Here is an 18,266-nt window from a genome sequence, read left to right on the forward strand (position 1 = left end):
TCGGCTGACTTTGCGCATCCTATTGGTACACTGTAGGAAAGGTGGGAGGCGCATGTCAGATATGAATCGTATTGATGTGACCAATAAAGTGCGCGGTGAAGTAACGGAAGATTGCATTGTGCTGACATTGAACGGTCAGGAAATCGGCCAGGTTCCGTTCAACGCAGCTGACTGCTGTATGAATGCGGGCTATGCCATTGATCAGCAGCGTATTTTTCGGATGGATACGACGGACACGGTACATCGGTCGAGTTATGTGGATGGTTGTGACATGGGGTGGTGCTAGTGAGCATCGCCCTTTTTTACCTGAATTTATCGGTGTTAAAAAAGGATACAGATTGATAGAATAGAATATAGATAGAGTAATAGCGTTGCTGTACGCAGAGGAGGAGTCTGGATGAGCTTTTGCTGTGGAGCGAGCATGATTGGCGCACTGGGAAGCCTGCGTCATTACAAAACACAGATTCATAATGTTCCGATTTTATATTGTCCGGTATGCAACCGTATTGATGTTCATCCTGATATAGAGGAAGAATATGAAATTCTCGCTGAATATGCACATGCGGACTTGGCTCCCGAAGTTGATTTCCGCGAGTATGTGACAGGTGATAGTGTAGAGCAGCTTTTTGAGAACTGTGTATCTGTTGATAATGGAAATATTTCGCAAATTTTACGTATGCAAATCGATAACGCCCTTGATTTGCTGACGATTGCTAGACAGCTTGATGATAAGGTATGGACGGAAGAATTGAAGAATCGACTAAATAAATTGAGCCGCCGATTAAGTCGTTGGGAGGCCCAAAGTAACAAATCTATGCCGTAAGACCTGCTTGCCGAACGGGAAACCATCGCTCTACAATAGAGTGATGGTTTTTTGTATTTGCATACATTTGCTCCCCTCATAAAACGTGGAGAGCAAACGAATGTATATGAAACGAGGTGAACATCGTGTTACTCACGCTTTTCCTGGGGAAATGGCGCCGGAAATCACAAGCTCTCAGGGAAAATGACAATCAGTATGTACATAACTTGATTGAACGAATACACCAGGGAGAGGATGAGTGGCGCAATGAGCTTCTGACACAGTATCGACCGTTTATCGGTACAGTTGTTTCTAAGGTATGTAAACGATACATTGATCAGTCACAAGATGAGGAGTTTAGCATTGGACTGGAAGCATTTAATGAAGCGATTACCGGGTATTCCGCACAGAAAGGAAGCTCATTCCTGTCCTTTGCTGATCTGGTTATCCGCCGCCGTGTGATTGATTTTATTCGAAAAAATAGACAACGAATTGTAACGGTGTCGCTTGATGAAGCGCTAGACCCGGAAGCCCCTGAATACAACGTATGGGATGCACAGGCGGCGGTAGATCGGTATCAGCTTGATCAAGAGGCTGAGTACCGACGGGAAGAAATCTTCCATTATCGCGAGCGGCTGGAGCAGTTTGCGATTAAGCTAGAAGAATTACCGGACCATACGCCGCAGCATGCGGATGCCCGGAGTAATATGATTCAGATTGCTCGCGTAATTGCCGAAAAAACAGAGCTTCGGGAATCTTTCCTGGAAAAGAAGAAAATCCCGGTTAAGTATTTGCTTCAATATGTTCCCTTTTCGCGTAAGACGGTGGAACGGAACCGTAATTATATTGTGGCGATTACTTTACTTTTTATTGAGGATTATCAGTATTTACGCTCCTACATTCAGACAGAGGATATAGAGGGAAAGGGGGAGCCGCGCGATGAAGAAGGGCATCGTGCTCAAACGACAGGATCATCATTGGATTGTGATGACGCCGGACGGGAGATTTCATAAAATCCGCTCTGATGGTCGTGACGTGATAGAGGGTGAAGAAATTGAATTTGCCCTGCCTCAGGAACAACGGATTCGAACGATGCGTCGTCCGTGGAGAAATGTAACGTATGCGGCTGCGGCTTGCCTGCTGCTTTTGTTATCTGGTATACCGCTCTGGAATTTGTTATTTACGACTGCATATGCTGCTGTTTCCATTGATATTAATCCAAGTTTTGAGCTTGAAGTCAACAAACAGTATCAGGTGACGGACTTGCATCCGTTAAACGAGGAAGCAAAGACACTAGCCCCTTCAATTGCATGGAAGGATAGAGAGTTGACCGCTGTGACATCTGACATTATTCAAGATGCGAAGAAAAGCGGCTTTCTAAAGCAGAATCAAGATATTTTGATTGTGCCGGTTGGACTTGACAATGCAGACGCGTCTCGGGAAGTTCTTCATAAAATTGAACAGCAAGCATCTGTATTAGCTCAGCAGGGAGGCGAAGGTGTAACCGTTACGTTGATGGAGGGGACAAAGGAAGCGCGTGAGGCAGCACAGAAGGAGGGGATGTCTGTCGGAAAGTACGCACTGTATGATTCCGTGCGGCACATGGACAGTTCTTTCTCAGCCGATCAGATCAAGAAGCTGAGTATTACCGAGATCTCATCAGCAATTGGTGGAATCGACCGTGTACCAAATGCAAAGCATTATACGAGTCAACCTACACGTAAACCAGATGATATACTGAAACCGACTGTACAGCCAGAAGTGAAAAGGACGACGGAGCCAACTGCTACCCAGCCGGATAAGGTAACGAAAGTAGATACAAGTAAGCACGAGTCGGTATCTTCTAAAAAGGAAAATCATATGCCTGATACACAGGAAAGTGGGCCGAAGACAAAGGTGATTCCAAAAGCTGTGGTGGAAGAGACGAAGCGTAAGGCGGCAGCACAGGAGAAGAAAGAATCGGGTCGTACAGAGGAAGAGAAAAAGTACAAGTCAGAGTACGGCCAGCTTCAGCAGGAGCAAAGTCAAGGCGGGCAAGCTGCTGATGATGAAGAAAAGAAGCGCAATGACTCTTATAAAAAAGAACGGGAGAAAAAACAGCCTCATTTTTCAGATCCGCTGCAAGACGAATGAGGAAAGGAATAAAAACAGGGGTGTCACGAGATGATAAGTTCATCTCGATGACACCCCTTTTATACGTGCACACAACACTTTCCAAACAATTTTGTTTAAAAAATATGGCTATATGTCTTTCCTTGATTTTCAACTATGTTATACTATATATTAAAAGATGGATTTGTACAATTTGTTTACAATACGTGGCACGATAATGCCATGTTTACCTTGTATAACTGGAGGGAATTCAACTATGGCAGGAACACCGCATTTACAGATAAAAGACTTACGCGTTGCAATTGATAATAAACAGATTCTCAAAGGATTGAACCTTGAAATTAAGGGTGGCGAAGTACACGCGATTATGGGACCGAACGGAACGGGTAAATCGACACTCGCTTCTTCTATCATGGGTCATCCAAAATATACAGTTACAGGCGGCTCGGTTGTTCTTGACGGTGCAGACGTACTGGACATGGAAGTGGACGAGCGTGCACGCAAAGGATTATTCCTCGCGATGCAATATCCAAGTGAGATTAGTGGTGTAACGAATGCTGATTTTCTGCGCAGTGCCATTAACGCACGCCAGGAAGAAGGCAAAGAGATTTCTCTGATTAAGTTCATTCGCCAAATGGATAAGCAAATGGAAATGCTTGAGATGGATTCTTCTTTCTCGCAGCGCTATGTAAATGAAGGCTTCTCCGGTGGGGAGAAGAAACGTAATGAAATTCTCCAGATGTCGATGATCAAGCCGCGGATCGCGATTCTTGATGAAATCGATTCTGGTCTTGATATCGATGCATTGAAAGTAGTAGCTCGTGGCGTAAACGAACTGCGCAGCCCAGAAATGGGTGTACTGATGATTACCCACTACCAGCGTCTGCTTAACTACATTAAGCCTGACTTCATCCACGTTATGATGCAAGGACGAATCGTGAAATCTGGTGGCCCAGAACTGGCACTTAAACTTGAAGAAAACGGCTATGACTGGATTAAAGAAGAGCTTGGCATTCAGGATGAAACTGTAGACGCAGAAGCGTAAGTAAGGAGGGTACAAACATGAGCGTAGAAACGAACGTGCGATTCGATAAGGAAAGCATGGCGCGTTTTTTCCAGGGAGAGCCGGAATGGGTAGCACAGCTTCGCGAAGCTGGATATGCCGACTATCAGCAGCTGCCGCTGCCGAAGCTGGAAAAAACGAAGCTTGATAAATGGAACGTAGACCAATTCGTTCCCTATAAAGAAGAAGCATCTGTTGCTTCGATAGAAGAACTTCCGCAGAACGTTAAAGACTTGCTTGAAGAAAACAACCCAAACGTACTCGTCCAGAAGCATTCTAGCGTGATCTGTACACAGTTCGACGCTGCACTTAAAGAACAGGGCGTTCTGTTCATGCCGTTAACACAGGCGGTGCGCGAACATAGTGATCTTGTGCAGAAGTACTTGTTTGCAAGTGGCGTGGAAAAACATAAAGTATCCGCATTGCATCAGGCGCTCTGGAACGGTGGGGTATTCGTCTACGTACCGAAAAATGTAGAAGTAAAACAACCGTTGCAGATCGTTGTATGGGGCGAAGATGAGGAAGTAGCTCTTATGCCGCATGTCCTGATCGTAGCTGACACGAACAGCCAGGTAACAGTGGTGGAAAATGTACTCGGCGCTGATTATAAGCAACCGGTTGTATACAACAGCATGGTGGAAGTATTCGCACAAGGTGGAGCGAAAGTGCAGTATGCGTCGGTTCGTTCCCTCGCAGAAAATGTAACGGATTATACGTATCGTCGTGCTATTACGGAAAACGATGCGCGTGTTGAATGGCTTTTTGGTGATATGAACAACGGTAACACCGTATCCAATACGACAACGATCCTTAAAGGAAACGGTTCTTCTACAGATGCCAAATCTGTTGCAATCGGAACCGGAAAACAGAAAGAAAACTTTACTGTTCGGGTGCTTCACCTTGGCACACATACAGACAGTAATATCCTCTCACGTGGAGTTATGACAGAGGAATCAACCGCTATTTTCAACGGCATTACCGAGATGAAAAAGGGTGCCGAGAAATCAAATGGTGAACAGGCCGAAAACTTACTCATGATTGGTGAAGGCGCACGCGGGGATGCGAATCCGATTCTTCTGATTGATGAAGATGATGTAATGGCAGGTCACGCTGCTTCTGTTGGCCCGGTTAGCCCACTTCAAGTCTATTATCTCATGTCGCGTGGGATTAAACGTCGCGAGGCAGAACGTCTGATCATTAATGGATTCCTTGCACCGGTAACAGATACACTGCCACTTGAGAGCATGCAGAAGCGTCTGAGTGCGATCATTGAAAGGAAGCTGTCGTAATGAATGCTAAAGAGATTCGTGAACTGTTTCCCATTCTAAACCAGCAAGTGAACGGACATCCGCTTGTTTACCTCGATAGTGCGGCTACTTCCCAGAAGCCGGTTCAGGTCATTGAAGCGATTGACCGTTATTATCGTGAATATAACTCCAACGTTCACCGGGGTGTCCATACACTTGGCACATTGGCGACAGACGGATATGAAGGTGCACGTGAAAAAGTCCGCGGCTTCATTAATGCGAAGGAATCAGCCGAAATCATCTTCACACGCGGCACCACAACAGGTGTAAACTTCGTGGCGCATGGCTATGCCCGCAACTTCATCAAAGAGGGCGATGAGATCGTCATCACTCAGGTGGAGCACCATAGTAACTTCATTCCATGGCAACAAATTGCCAAGCAAACGGGCGCTACACTGAAGTTTATTCCGCTTGCAGAAGACGGAACGATTACGGTAGAAGCGGCAGAACAGACGATTACACCGAATACGAAGCTTGTCGCGCTGGGCTACGTGTCCAACGTACTCGGTTCAATCAACCCTGTGAAGGAAGTGGCTGCGATCGCACACCGCCACGGCGCTGTGATATTTGTAGATGCTGCCCAGGCAGCTCCGCATATCAAAGTCGATGTACAAGATATCGACTGCGACTTCCTCGCATTTTCTGGCCACAAAATGGCAGGTCCGACAGGCATCGGTGTTCTGTACGGTAAGCGCAAATGGCTGGAGAAAATGGAGCCGGTTGAATTCGGAGGCGAGATGATCGACTTCGTTGATTTATATGATTCAACATGGAAAGAACTTCCGTGGAAATTCGAAGGCGGCACACCGATCATCGCAGGTGCGATTGGACTCGGTGCTGCGATTGACTTCATCGAATCGATTGGTTTAGATGCGATCCGTGCGCATGAGCACAAGCTTGTACAATATGCGATGGATCAATTGAGCACGATTGAAGGTCTTACGATTTATGGGCCAAAAGAACGGAGCGGTCTCGTAACGTTCACGATGCAGGAAGCCCATCCGCATGATATTGCAACAGTACTCGACACAGAAGGAATTGCCGTGCGTGCCGGACACCACTGCTGCCAACCACTCATGAAATGGCTGAACGTATCGTCGACAGCCCGCGCCAGCTTCTATGTGTATAACACAGAAGAAGACGTGGACGCGCTCGTGAAAGGGCTAATTAAAACAAAGGAGTACTTCGGCAATGTCTTCTCTTGATGATTTGTACCGCCGCGTCATTATGGACCACTATCAAAAACCGCGCAATAAAGGCGAGTTTGGTGACGGGGCTTTAACAGTCAATATGAATAACCCAACCTGCGGTGACCGCATTCAATTGCAGATGAAGGTAGAAGACGGCAAAGTGACGGAAGCACGCTTTACCGGCGAAGGATGCTCGATTAGCATGTCATCCGCATCGATGATGACGGAAGCCATCACAGGTATGGACGTGGATCGTGCACTGAAAACAGCTGAACTTTTCTCACGTATGATGAAGGGTGAGGCAACAGAGGACGAAATTGAGGAGGCCGACCTTGGCGATATTGAAGCGCTACAGGGTGTAAGCAAGTTCCCGGCCCGGATTAAGTGTGCGACTCTGGCATGGAAGGCGATGGAGAAAGGATTGCGGGAGTAGCATCACGACCATGAGGAGGCGTAGCGCCTCGCAAGGAGGAACGATCAATGAGTAAAAAAGCACCTGAGTTATCTTCAGAGTATCAATATGGATTTCATGATAAAGACATTTCTGTCTTCCGTGCTAAGAAAGGTCTAACACGAGAAATCGTCGAAGAAATCTCTCGGATTAAAGGTGAAGAACAGTGGATGCTCGACTTCCGTCTGAAATCCCTTGAGATTTTTGAGAGCCTTTCGATGCCACAGTGGGGCGGAGATTTGACAGAACTTGATTTTAATAGCATTACGTACTATGTTAAGCCGTCCGAGAAACAGGGACGTGACTGGAGCGAAGTGCCGGAAGAAATCAAGAATACATTCGATCGTCTGGGCATTCCAGAAGCGGAGCAGAAATACCTTGCAGGTGTATCTGCCCAGTACGAATCTGAAGTTGTGTACCACAATATGCAGGAAGACCTCGAAAAAATGGGGGTTATCTTCTGTGATATGGATTCGGCTGTTCGTGAACATCCAGAGATCGTTAAGCAGCACTTCAGTAAAGTAATTCCACCAACGGATAACAAGTTTGCCGCATTGAACAGCGCCGTTTGGTCAGGCGGAAGCTTTATTTATGTACCACCGGGCATCAAATGCGAAACACCGCTGCAGGCATACTTCCGCATTAACTCCGAGAACATGGGGCAGTTCGAGCGTACGTTGATTATTGCAGATGAAGACAGCTTCGTGCACTACGTAGAAGGCTGTACAGCGCCAATCTACGGTACCGATTCTCTTCACAGTGCGGTTGTTGAGATCGTCGTGAAGAAAGGTGCCCGTTGCCGTTATACAACGATCCAGAACTGGTCATCGAACGTTTACAACCTCGTTACGAAGCGTGCGGTTGCAGAAGAAGATGCGACAATGGAATGGATTGATGGCAACATCGGCAGTAAGCTGACGATGAAATATCCAGCTGTTGTGATGACAGGCCCTCGTGCGAAAGGTGTTGTCATCTCGATCGCGGTAGCAGGCAAAGGTCAGCATCAGGATGCGGGTGCCAAAATGGTTCACTTAGCGCCGGATTGCAGCTCAACAATTGTATCGAAAAGTATCAGTAAGCATGGTGGTAAAGTAACATACCGTGGACTTTCAAGCTTTGGCCGTAAATCGGAAGGGTCTAAGTCCAACATCAAATGTGATACGATTATTCTTGATAAGTTGTCTACATCCGATACGATTCCGTACAACGAAATTTTGAATAATAACATTACACTTGAGCACGAAGCAACGGTTTCGAAAGTAAGCGAAGAGCAGCTCTTCTATTTGATGAGTCGTGGTCTTAAAGAAGAGGAAGCGACTCAGATGATTATCATGGGCTTTATCGAACCGTTTACGAAAGAACTTCCAATGGAATATGCAGTAGAGATGAACCGTTTGATCCAGTTTGAAATGGAAGGCTCAATCGGCTAATCGATCTTAATATGTGCAGGAAAACTCCCGAATCAATCGTTCGGGAGTTTTTTGTGTGTTATGATAATCATATACTATAGAGAAAGTCCAACAGGAAGCGAGGGAAGATATGTCTGTTTTTAGTCTCGTCATTCTGACGCTCGTCGGGATTTTTGCGGGGGCATTCGGGAGCATGCTGGGCTTAGGCGGTGGAATTATTCTGGTTCCAGCTCTGTTCTACCTTCCATCCCTTATATCCGGTGTACCACCGATTACGCCGCAGCTCGCAGTCGGCACATCGCTTATGCTAATTATTATTACGTCGTTATCTTCTACGCTGAGCTATTCAAAAAAGAAGCTGATTGATGTTTCCAGCGCATTGCTGTTTTTTGTTGGAAGCGCACCGGGTTCTATACTAGGTGCCTGGCTGTCCACACGCTTTGATTCGAAATCATTTACGCTTTATTACGGATTATTTATGTTACTGATGCTTGTCATTCTTACATACCGAAAGCGCTTGTCTCCGCGTAACATGAATTGGAAAATAACAAAGACGTATGTCGATGTGTCCGGACAAACTTATACATATGGATACTCGCGGTCGCTGGCTATTATCATTGCGTTTGTCGTGGGAACGATGTCGAGTGTATTTGGCATCGGCGGCGGTGCATTACTTGTTCCGTTCATGCTGGTGCTGTTTCGCTTCCCGCCACATATGGCGGCTGCGACATCGATGCTTGTTATTTTGCTGTCTTCGATTGTCGGTAGTGTGACGCATGTCGTTCTTGGACACATCATCTGGAGTGCTGTTCTTGCGATCGCTCCTGGTGCCTGGATTGGCGGCAAGCTGGGCAGTGCACTGGCAGGCAAACTGCCGGGTAACCGAATTGAATTGATCTTGCGATTAGTCTTGCTGTTTCTTGCGATCCGCATGCTTTGGCATGGCTTGGTGGCGTAGTAGATGACTTAGATAGATAGAAAAGATCGAAATATTAGGAGGGGAATGCTTGTATGAAACTGGTAAATGACATTTATAACATGTATCGTGATAAATTGATTGGAGAAGAAGAAGATGTAACGATGCTTGTGATGGGGCTTTTGCATGAGCGTACGAAAGAAGAAATGATCAACTGGGTTAATGAAATGCAAGAGACGGAAGTGTATCAGATGCTCGGATTATATCTGCTGGAGATGCTGCGTCTGAAGCTGGCAGATGAAGGGATTGCCGTTCCAACCCATCATGATGTTGGGACACAGCGTTTTCATTAGAACAGACACCCAAACTTTGTGGGTGACATACTGTAAAGAGAAGTGGGAAAGGGGAGTATACGATCATGATGGAGATGAAGCCACTGCTGATTGAGGGACGTCCAGTAACAGCTATTACGGTACAGCTTCCAAAAACAACGCTGCTTGCGATTACAACAGATAAGGGCTATATCATGTGCGGAGCACTTGATATCGGGTTATTGAATGCGAAGCTGGCTGACAGAGGAATTCTTGCAGGACGTGCGGTTGGCGTTAGGACGATTGAACAGCTTCTGGAAGCCCCGTTGGAATCCGTAACGATTGCGGCTGAGGAACTAGGTATCACGGCCGGAACGATTGGCAGAGATGCGCTGCTAAAAATGATGTAAATTGTATGAAAAGCTTTCCATTTGGAAGGCTTTTTTATGTATAATGGGCATATGAAACTAAAGACAAGGGGCAAAAGATTATGAGACTGCTCTCCATAACTCGTTGTGAGCCTGGAATGAAGCTTGCTAAGCCCATTTTTACCGACACAGGGGCGGTGTTACTAAATACAGAGGTTTTGCTTACAAGCACAATGATCCGTCGCCTCCAGGAAAAGGGGATCAATACTTTATACATATATGACGATGCAACCAAAGATATAGAAGCGGGGGAAGTGATCTCCGAGAAAGTCAGACGGACAGCCGCACGTACGATTTATCATACTTTCAATGAAATTTTGGGGTCGGACCAGAAATGGAGAGCCCGGCTTTCACCAAGTGCGATTGCAGATTTTCGTAATATATTTGAAGATATTTTACTAGACTTGAAGCAGAATCGGCAGGCGATGAACTTGCTGACAAATATTTGTGCACAGGATCATTATATTTATGCACACTCTTTAAATGTAGCCATTTATGCGGCAGCACTCGCACTGCATCTTGGATATCCCGACAAGGATATTGTTGAGCTTGGAATGGGAGCACTTCTTCATGATATTGGAAAGTTACGCGTTCCAGGCGAAGTGCTGTATAAACCGGGGCGTCTGACAGATGATGAATTTATTGAAATGAAAAAGCATGCTGAATATGGCTTTGAATTTTTACGCAATCAGGAAGGTGTGTCTTTGCTTGCCGCACACTGTGCCTTTCAGCATCATGAGCGACTGGATGGAACAGGGTACCCGCGGGGGCTAAAAGGGGATGAGATTCATCGTTATGCCCGCGTTTTGGCTGTGTGCGATGTATTCGACGCAGTAACAACGAATCGCGTGTATCGATCTGCCATGCTGCCGCATGACGCGATGGAGATTTTATATACGGGCTCGGGCACACATTTTGAACCGGAAATAGTAGATGCCTTCCGGCGGACGGTTGCGATTTATCCGATTGGGTTAACGGTGCAGCTTAATACAGGAGAAACAGGAGTTGTGGTTGATTATAATCGCAATGTACCGGCACGCCCGGTTGTGCGTGTGACCCGACTTCCAGATGGTAGTGTACCGTCCCGTTATTACGAGATTGATTTAGCCAAAGAGTTGACAGTCATGATTGTGAAATGCGATGCTATCCTATAACGCATTTTTTGAATGAGGTGTATCGATCATGGGTCTGGAAAACTATGTAACCAGTATAGAGGATAATGTATATGCGATTAAGAATGTGCCGACGGAAGTAGTCGGCACTGTTTTTGCTAAAGTAAGTCGTAGCCCACGCAGTTTTCGCGACAATCTATTCGACTTGATCAAGGAAGATATGCTGAATTTACCGGATGCGGATATGATTGCAATGTTTAAGCAGTCGAATGCACATGCCGGTGGATTCATGAAAAAATGGGGTGTCGACTATGGGCACTCAAGTATCAAGGAGCATGCGTTTGCACAGTTTTGTATTGAAGGGGTATCCCGCTGGTTTACCGAAGCGTTAGAGACTGTACAGGCAGCGAAGTGGCTGTCATTTACCGAGTTTAGTCTGCGCTATCAGAAGCCAGAAGACTTTGTCGTTCCTGTTGAATTAGACAAGCACACGGAAGTAAAAGAACGGTATCTAGCATTTGGTCAGAAATGCCTTGCACGCTATGAAGAGCTCGTGCCGCTCTTTTTTGAATTGATTAAAGCGAAAAATCCAGCGATCACAGACGGTGCCGCAGAGAAATTGGCGTATGAGAATGCGCGTAATGCACTGCCGCTTGCAACGAAATCAAACGTTGCGATTACGGGCAATGCACGGGCGATCTCAGATGCGATTGCCGAGCTTCTTGCGCATGAAGGGTATAGTCAAGAGTTTGTAGAGACCGCCGAGAAGGTACGGCTTCATACGACGGAAGTTTTGCCATCTTTGATTAGTCATACGGAAGCCACACCGTTCCACCGTTCATACGTGGCAGATTTTTATCATCGTCGTGCAGCTGAACAGAAAGAACTGCCGCTATATAGTGGTCCGTTTGTGGAAATAGAAGACGATGCGCCTGCCCTTACATTTGTGCATACGGATGATATGACACTAGGGAATGTCTCGCTGATGAACCGCTTCAATGAACTGCCAGCGGTAACACGTGCGTTTGGCAAGCGGGTAGCGGTTGTATGTTCAGAGGGTTGTCACCATCAGATTATTCGTCACCGCGCATTTGATTTCTCGATTCAGCTTCCAGATACACGTTATGGCTTTATTTTGCCGCAGGAAGTTGTAGACGCGACTGGTACTGAGACAGCGGATCGTATTACGGATATTTTCCTATCCTTGCACGCTGAGTCGCATGAATTGTACGAAGCACTCATGGCGGCTGGACTTATTGGAGTTGCTCCGTACGTTGTTCTGAACGGCAATGCACGTCGACTGCCGTTCTATGCTAACATGTACGGACTTGCGCATTTCATTACCTTGCGTAAGGAGGAATACGCTCAGGATGAAATCCGCAGCGTAGCCGGTCAGCTTGAGCATATCTTCGCTGCTATGCAGCAGCAGCTGCCAGGCTTTGCGCTTGACCGTCACATAAAAAAATAGCTTGTTTTGCCGAGGGGCAGCCTCATACATCTATGGAGCAGCTCCTTTTTGTATAACATTTTTCCTATCGTTCGTAAAACTGTTAGAATTATTATGATACTAAAGGTTGTATACCTGCTATAAATAAAGAAAAGGGATTATCGCAGAGAGGAGCTGAAAGGATTGCGTGGGGTGGGAGAAGCAATAGATGTGAAAGACCATCTTTATCTGGCTTCAATTGTATTTGAGCACTCAAGTGACGGGATTTTAATTACAGATGCTTCTGCTATCATTATTAGCGTGAATCCTGCTTTTACGCGTGTAACGGGTTATCGATCTCAGGAGGTAGTTGGTAAGACGCCACGCATTTTGCGTTCGGGAAAACAACCGCCAGCTTTTTATTATCATATGTGGCGTTTATTAAAGGAGAAAGGAAGCTGGCAAGGCGAAGTATGGAACCGACGCAAGAATGGGGACGTCTATCTAGAATGGCTTCGAATTACGGCAATTAAAGACCGGATGGGCAGAGTAGTGTACTACATGGCGGTATTTGCTGATATTACGGAACGGGAACAGCTGCGTAATGAGCTGCTGCAGACAGCGAAAATTCAGCGCGATCTCCTGCCAGCGCCACTTGAAGATGACAGACTTAGATTAAAAAGTATTTACAGGCCATATCGATATGTAAGTGGAGACTTATACGGGTATAAGTGGACGCGGGACAAAACAAAATTGTTTGGATTTTTGATTGATGTGATGGGACATGGAGTTGCAACGGCCTTGCAGACATCAGGGCTGCGTATCCTGTTTCGCCAAGCGTTTGAGAGCAGCCGTTCACTTGCCGAGAGACTTGCTTATATTAATCATGAGGCGATGTGTTTGTTTACGGACGAATCATTTGCTGCAGCGATTTGCTTCGAAATTGATTTTACAACACATACACTTACGTATGCATCAGCTGGTATTACGTATTTTCTAGCATATACCGGGCAGGTAGAGGGACTTATTAAAGCATCGGGTATGTTTCTTGGTATTATGGATGGCGTACAGTATGAGCAGCATGAGCTAGCATTTGGCTCAGGAGATCGCTTCTTCTTTCTCACAGATGGCCTGTTTGATATGTTGCCGCTTTCATTTGCTGGAGAAGGAAAAGGATCATTCCGTTCTACGGTTGAGATGCTTGAGCGAATGGCATACAGCAAGGAATGCAGTGATGATGCGTCAGCGATTTGTCTGCAGATCCGATAGATAGATGATAGATAGATGGAGTGTAATAGGGGGGATACGCATGCGGGAGCTGCAGCTTGTCTGTATCAGGAAACAGGAGCTTCCATTCATACGGGAACAAATCCGTATATTCATCCAGGAAACAGTAACCGATGATAACATTTTGCTAGAGATTGCTGTCAATGAGGCCATTAATAACGCAATGCGGTATGGAAACAGAGGAGAGCATAGGGCGGTGACCATTCGGCTGCACAGCACAGGGAAGCGTCTGATGGTTCGGGTGCGGGATGAGGGAGAAGGGTTCGAGGGGAATGAACGATTGCAAAGGCTATCATACGCGCATTATTCTACCTCTGAGGAATTATATAAAGAATCAGGACGAGGTCTCTATATTATGAAGAAAGTAACCGATTATATAAAATATAATCAAAAAGGTAACGAGGTTATGCTAGTGAAATATACAGATTCATGTCGGAAGTCAGTTTCTGTACGGAATGACGCACTCGTTGCCTTAGGGGATAATGGCTAGAAGAACAGGAGGGAAAATTGCTTGAATATTAGACAAAAGCTAGTCATTGCAAATCTGTGTATTGTCGTATTTATGTTGGCTATGGCAGGATACTCCAATGTTTCGTTAGTACGAATTAATGAAAATGGCGATACAATGTATCATAACCGGGTGGTTCCCATATCGCAGCTTGGAGTGATTGGTAAATATGCGGAAAATACACGGGTGAATATGTTGTCCTCGGTTGTCTTTCAAAAACCAGAGCTGACAGATAAGGCCGAAGCAAACCTTGTACAAATTGCTAAAATTATGAAAGAATATAGTAGTAGTAACCTAACAGAAGAAGAAAGAAATATATTTACCCGCTTTACTACTTCCTGGACCGAGTTTGAAACGATTGTGCGCAACAATATAAAGCTTGTTAAAGCAGGCAAGTATGCAGAGGCACGAGCTGGGTTGCAGAAGGGAGGCGCACCATTCGGCAAAGCAAGTGAGGAGCTTGCGAGCCTGATGAAGCTGAATGAACAAATAGCGGAACAGCTTATGAATCAAAACGAGGAATCGTACCAGTTTACTCATTTTATTCTGATCGTTTTAAGTGTAGTATCTGTTCTTACAGCAATCGGGGTGGCGCTGGCATCTGGCACAGTCATCTCGAAACCACTGCAAAAATTGGCAGAGCAGGCTAGACGGATTGCAGAGAATGATTTAACGGTAGAAGACATAGAAGTAAAAAGTAAAGATGAGATTGGTCAGCTATCTAACTCTTTTAATCAGATGAAGAAAAATCTGCATGCTGTTGTGGGCGGTGTATATCGCGGTGTAGAAGAATTGTCAGCTACGTCGCAAGAAATGGCTGCTTCAAGTGAGCAGGTGAGTGCAGGGGTTCATGAAGTAGATAATAGTATTCACGAAGTAGCGACTGCTGCGGAAGCAGGAAGTCAGGCGGTGGTGGATGCTTCCAAAGTACTGTTAGAGCTCTCTTCTCTGATTCAGATTGCGAAGGATAAAGCGAACAGCGCGGCCGAGAACTCTGATGAGACGCTACGTACAGCTGAAAATGGCAAAAATATTGTAGCCGATACGGTGCGACGCATGGAAAGCATTCAGAACCGAACGGCAGAAACAGAGACATTAATTGCTACCCTGAATGAGTACTCCAAGGAAATCGAACTGATCACTGATACAATTACACAGCTTGCAGCTCAGACCAACCTGCTGGCGCTGAATGCGGCGATTGAAGCAGCGCGTGCTGGGGAAGCAGGAAAAGGATTTGCTGTGGTGGCAGATGAAGTGCGCAAGCTTGCGGAGCAATCGAATGCAGGAGCGGTTCAAGTGGCTGAGCTTGTACAAAAAATCTCCGAAAGTACGCTTCGAGCGGTTACTGCAACCCAGCAGAGCCGAACAGAGGTAGAAGAAGGTACGGTCATTGTGGCACAGGCGGGAGAAGCGCTATCTGCTATTTTACGGGCTGTATCCGCTACTGAGAAAGAAGTGCGCAGCATTGTCGCAGTAACGGATGAAGAAGTAGCTGGCTCTGATAAAATTATCGAATTGATTCATTCTTTGGCGACAATTGTGGAGAATACAGCCCATCATGCGCAGCAAGTATCCGCTACGACAGAACAAGTGTCTACATCGATGGAGACGATTGCGGCTAGTGCGGAACAGACAAGCGCGATGGCAATTGAACTGCGTTCGAGAGTGGACCAGTTCAAAATGTGAGAACAGGAGAGGAGTGTCAGTTGTACATATGATAGAAGATATTGTATTAGCTAACCAACAAGTACATGTTACACTGCGGGGCAACATTTATGTAGAACAGGCATCCTCTATTCGCGAGCAATTGCTTACCTATATGGAAGAGGGCCATAAAAATTTCATGATTAATGTTGCTGCTGTAGACTATATTGATAGCTCGGGGCTTGGCGTGCTTGTGGCACTTCACAAGCGGACGCAGCAGGTAGGCGGGCAGCTTACGATTCAAGGGCTGCGCGGAGTTGTCAAAGAGTTGTTTGAGCTGACGCGGCTTACCAAAGTATTTACGATTGTGTAATTCTATACAAGCATGCTCGCTGTTACAAGCGAGCATGCTTTTTTTATGCGGTTGTAAAACTATGAGGAGAGGGATACGATTGGGGGTGGAGGAGAGAAATATGAATACAAAACAAAAGAGAAAAGCAGGGATCGAAGCGGCTGTTGTGGGATTAGCTGGAGCACTGCTGTTCATGCTGCTGTATATTCCACTACCCTGGATTCTTGGACCGCTTACCGCTGTGATGGTGTGGAGACTGTCTACTGGACGCACATTGTATTGGTCGACTGCTTTGCGTTCATCCGGGCTGCTTGTACTTGGCTCTATGCTAGGGGCGGCTTTTACACATGAAACGGTTGTACAGATTATTCAGCAGCTTCCATATATGGCTGTTTCTACAATCGCTACGGTTGTGTTTAGTCTTTCACTCGGAGCATGGGTAGCATATCGAACGGGTCTTACGCTGCCGAGTGGTGTGTTTGGTAGTGTACCGGGCGGGTTATCACAGATGCTTGTCCTGAGTGAGGAAGTCGAAGGAGTAGATGCGACTGTAGTCGCATTTATGCAGACAATTCGCGTCATGAGTGTCATTTTTGCCGTTCCATTTCTGACGATCCATGGTATAGGAGTCGAACAAGCTGTGCCTATAGCTTCTAGCAGTGGGGGAACGGGTAATATAGACGGTTGGATGTATGCTTTGTATGCGGTGATTGCGCTTGGAGGAGCATGGATAGGCAGAAAAATCGGGCTGCCGACTAGTGTGCTTACCGGACCGCTGTTAGCAACGGCATGTTGTGCTATTTTTTATAGGCCTGTTCCACCGCTACCGCATACGATTATTTTGCTATCCCAGTTTGCGATCGGTGTTCATATTGGTTTGCAGATGAAGCCGCATATGCTTGGAAACGTTAAAAAGCTGGGCGGATATACGATAACAAGCAGTTTGCTGCTCATTTTATTTTCGTTACTCGTTGCCTGGCTGCTGACAAAAGTATCGTCGATGACGCTTTCCACTGCATTTTTAAGTACTGCTCCGGGTGGAATTGCTGAGATGGGAGTAACGGCGGCGATGGTCCATGCTGACCTGTCGATGGTAAGTGGGTATCAACTTTTCCGGGTCTTTTTTGTGATTTTTGCCGTTCCTCCGGTGCTTACCTGGTGGATGCGCCGCCTGCAAAAGCAGAAAACAAGCATATTATAAATAAGTTGCAAAAAAAAACCTATAAATATGTCTAAATTTTGAACATTATCCAGAAAAACTTCTTTTTTTCGCCAATATTCGATAGAATAAGAGCGTTGTTACGAGAGAGAAATAAAGGTGTGAAGTTACAAAAATTTACTTGCCGAATTCACGTACTGTGAAGCGGGGGAAAGTATTTCTTTTGGGGTGAATCTGCGCATGCGGACAGAGACCTTATCCTCTGAACCCGTCAACTAACCTCGTAGGCTCGAAGGGAGTAAATCGTTCTTGAAAAGAAAGAATTTTTGGTCTTTTTTACTTGCCGCCTCTATTACAGTCACTGGTCTATCTTTATCATTTGGAGCTGAGACAGCGTCTGCTGCTTCGACAGCGACACTTGCTTCAAAAGCGAAAAGCCTCATTGGAATACCGTATAAGTTCGGAGGCACAACACGTCAAGGATTTGATTGTTCAGGGTTTTTAAATTACGTATTTAAAAGCGAGAACATTACGCTTCCGCGTACAGCAAGCGGGATGTATCAAAAGGGCACGCCGGTTTCACGTTCAGCATTGCGGACAGGAGACCTCGTCTTTTTCAAAACATCGCGCAGCGGAGGGATTTCTCATGCTGGTATGTATATTGGCAATGGGAAATTTGTACATTCCGCAAGCAGCAGCGGCGTATCGATTAGCAGTCTCAATGATAAGCATTATTGGGCTAGTCGTTATGCGGGTGCGCGTCGCGTGAATTAACATCCATACATAACT

The 18,266-nt window shown here is 46.0% G+C and carries 20 protein-coding genes and 1 riboswitch; all 20 genes read left to right on the forward strand.

Going from position 1 to position 18,266, the window contains the following annotated elements:
* Positions 1-52 precede the first annotated feature (52 nt).
* The 20 genes from PO771_RS02830 to PO771_RS02925 all read left to right on the forward strand — a co-directional run bounded on the left by PO771_RS02830 (position 53) and on the right by PO771_RS02925 (position 18,251).
* Positions 53-286: a DUF2553 family protein gene (locus tag PO771_RS02830; RefSeq protein WP_272561769.1), complete on the forward strand. Its 234-nt coding sequence runs from the start codon at positions 53-55 to the stop codon at positions 284-286.
* Between the two features lie 111 nt (positions 287-397).
* Positions 398-823, forward strand: a complete 426-nt coding sequence (locus tag PO771_RS02835; protein ID WP_272561770.1) for a hypothetical protein — start codon at positions 398-400, stop codon at positions 821-823.
* Between the two features lie 125 nt (positions 824-948).
* Positions 949-1,815 (forward strand): RNA polymerase sigma-I factor, encoded by an 867-nt coding sequence (sigI, locus tag PO771_RS02840; RefSeq protein WP_272561771.1) that lies wholly within the window; start codon positions 949-951, stop codon positions 1,813-1,815.
* Positions 1,742-2,935, forward strand: a complete 1,194-nt coding sequence (locus PO771_RS02845; protein WP_272561772.1) for an anti-sigma factor domain-containing protein — start codon at positions 1,742-1,744, stop codon at positions 2,933-2,935. Before sigI ends, PO771_RS02845 begins: the two co-directional genes overlap by 74 nt.
* Positions 2,936-3,170: 235 nt before the next feature.
* The gene (gene sufC, locus PO771_RS02850; protein ID WP_272561773.1) at positions 3,171-3,959 is read left to right on the forward strand and encodes a Fe-S cluster assembly ATPase SufC; all 789 of its coding nucleotides are present in this window, start codon (positions 3,171-3,173) and stop codon (positions 3,957-3,959) included.
* A 17-nt stretch (positions 3,960-3,976) separates the two neighbouring features.
* Entirely contained in the window at positions 3,977-5,266 is a 1,290-nt protein-coding gene (sufD, locus tag PO771_RS02855) for a Fe-S cluster assembly protein SufD (RefSeq protein WP_272561774.1), read from the forward strand.
* The gene (locus PO771_RS02860) at positions 5,266-6,489 is read left to right on the forward strand and encodes a cysteine desulfurase (RefSeq protein WP_272561775.1); all 1,224 of its coding nucleotides are present in this window, start codon (positions 5,266-5,268) and stop codon (positions 6,487-6,489) included. Before sufD ends, PO771_RS02860 begins: the two co-directional genes overlap by 1 nt.
* Entirely contained in the window at positions 6,476-6,907 is a 432-nt protein-coding gene (gene sufU / locus PO771_RS02865) for a Fe-S cluster assembly sulfur transfer protein SufU (RefSeq protein WP_272561776.1), read from the forward strand. Before PO771_RS02860 ends, sufU begins: the two co-directional genes overlap by 14 nt.
* 47 nt (positions 6,908-6,954) lie before the next feature.
* Positions 6,955-8,355, forward strand: a complete 1,401-nt coding sequence (gene sufB / locus PO771_RS02870; RefSeq protein ID WP_272561777.1) for a Fe-S cluster assembly protein SufB — start codon at positions 6,955-6,957, stop codon at positions 8,353-8,355.
* 109 nt (positions 8,356-8,464) lie between these two features.
* Entirely contained in the window at positions 8,465-9,292 is an 828-nt protein-coding gene (locus tag PO771_RS02875) for a sulfite exporter TauE/SafE family protein (protein WP_272561778.1), read from the forward strand.
* A gap of 53 nt (positions 9,293-9,345) precedes the next feature.
* The gene (locus tag PO771_RS02880) at positions 9,346-9,603 is read left to right on the forward strand and encodes a DUF6154 family protein (protein ID WP_272561779.1); all 258 of its coding nucleotides are present in this window, start codon (positions 9,346-9,348) and stop codon (positions 9,601-9,603) included.
* A gap of 65 nt (positions 9,604-9,668) precedes the next feature.
* Positions 9,669-9,971, forward strand: a complete 303-nt coding sequence (locus PO771_RS02885; protein ID WP_272561780.1) for a YunC family protein — start codon at positions 9,669-9,671, stop codon at positions 9,969-9,971.
* A gap of 80 nt (positions 9,972-10,051) precedes the next feature.
* Entirely contained in the window at positions 10,052-11,143 is a 1,092-nt protein-coding gene (locus tag PO771_RS02890; protein WP_272561781.1) for an HD-GYP domain-containing protein, read from the forward strand.
* A 28-nt stretch (positions 11,144-11,171) separates the two neighbouring features.
* Positions 11,172-12,569: an FAD-dependent thymidylate synthase gene (locus PO771_RS02895; RefSeq protein ID WP_272561782.1), complete on the forward strand. Its 1,398-nt coding sequence runs from the start codon at positions 11,172-11,174 to the stop codon at positions 12,567-12,569.
* 171 nt (positions 12,570-12,740) lie between these two features.
* Positions 12,741-13,796, forward strand: a complete 1,056-nt coding sequence (locus PO771_RS02900; RefSeq protein ID WP_272561783.1) for a SpoIIE family protein phosphatase — start codon at positions 12,741-12,743, stop codon at positions 13,794-13,796.
* A gap of 40 nt (positions 13,797-13,836) precedes the next feature.
* A complete protein-coding gene (locus PO771_RS02905; RefSeq protein ID WP_272561784.1) occupies positions 13,837-14,304 on the forward strand; it encodes an ATP-binding protein in 468 nt (155 codons plus the stop codon).
* A 21-nt stretch (positions 14,305-14,325) separates the two neighbouring features.
* The gene (locus PO771_RS02910; protein ID WP_272561785.1) at positions 14,326-16,008 is read left to right on the forward strand and encodes a methyl-accepting chemotaxis protein; all 1,683 of its coding nucleotides are present in this window, start codon (positions 14,326-14,328) and stop codon (positions 16,006-16,008) included.
* A gap of 28 nt (positions 16,009-16,036) precedes the next feature.
* Positions 16,037-16,339 (forward strand): STAS domain-containing protein, encoded by a 303-nt coding sequence (locus PO771_RS02915; RefSeq protein WP_272561786.1) that lies wholly within the window; start codon positions 16,037-16,039, stop codon positions 16,337-16,339.
* 100 nt (positions 16,340-16,439) lie between these two features.
* Entirely contained in the window at positions 16,440-17,519 is a 1,080-nt protein-coding gene (locus PO771_RS02920) for an AbrB family transcriptional regulator (protein WP_272561787.1), read from the forward strand.
* Positions 17,520-17,649: 130 nt separating this feature from the next.
* A riboswitch (cyclic di-AMP (ydaO/yuaA leader) is annotated at positions 17,650-17,781 on the forward strand.
* A 5-nt stretch (positions 17,782-17,786) separates the two neighbouring features.
* Positions 17,787-18,251, forward strand: a complete 465-nt coding sequence (locus PO771_RS02925; RefSeq protein WP_272561788.1) for a C40 family peptidase — start codon at positions 17,787-17,789, stop codon at positions 18,249-18,251.
* Positions 18,252-18,266 lie beyond the last annotated feature (15 nt).

The sequence above is a fragment of the Aneurinibacillus uraniidurans genome (assembly GCF_028471905.1).
Taxonomy (GTDB): domain Bacteria; phylum Bacillota; class Bacilli; order Aneurinibacillales; family Aneurinibacillaceae; genus Aneurinibacillus; species Aneurinibacillus uraniidurans.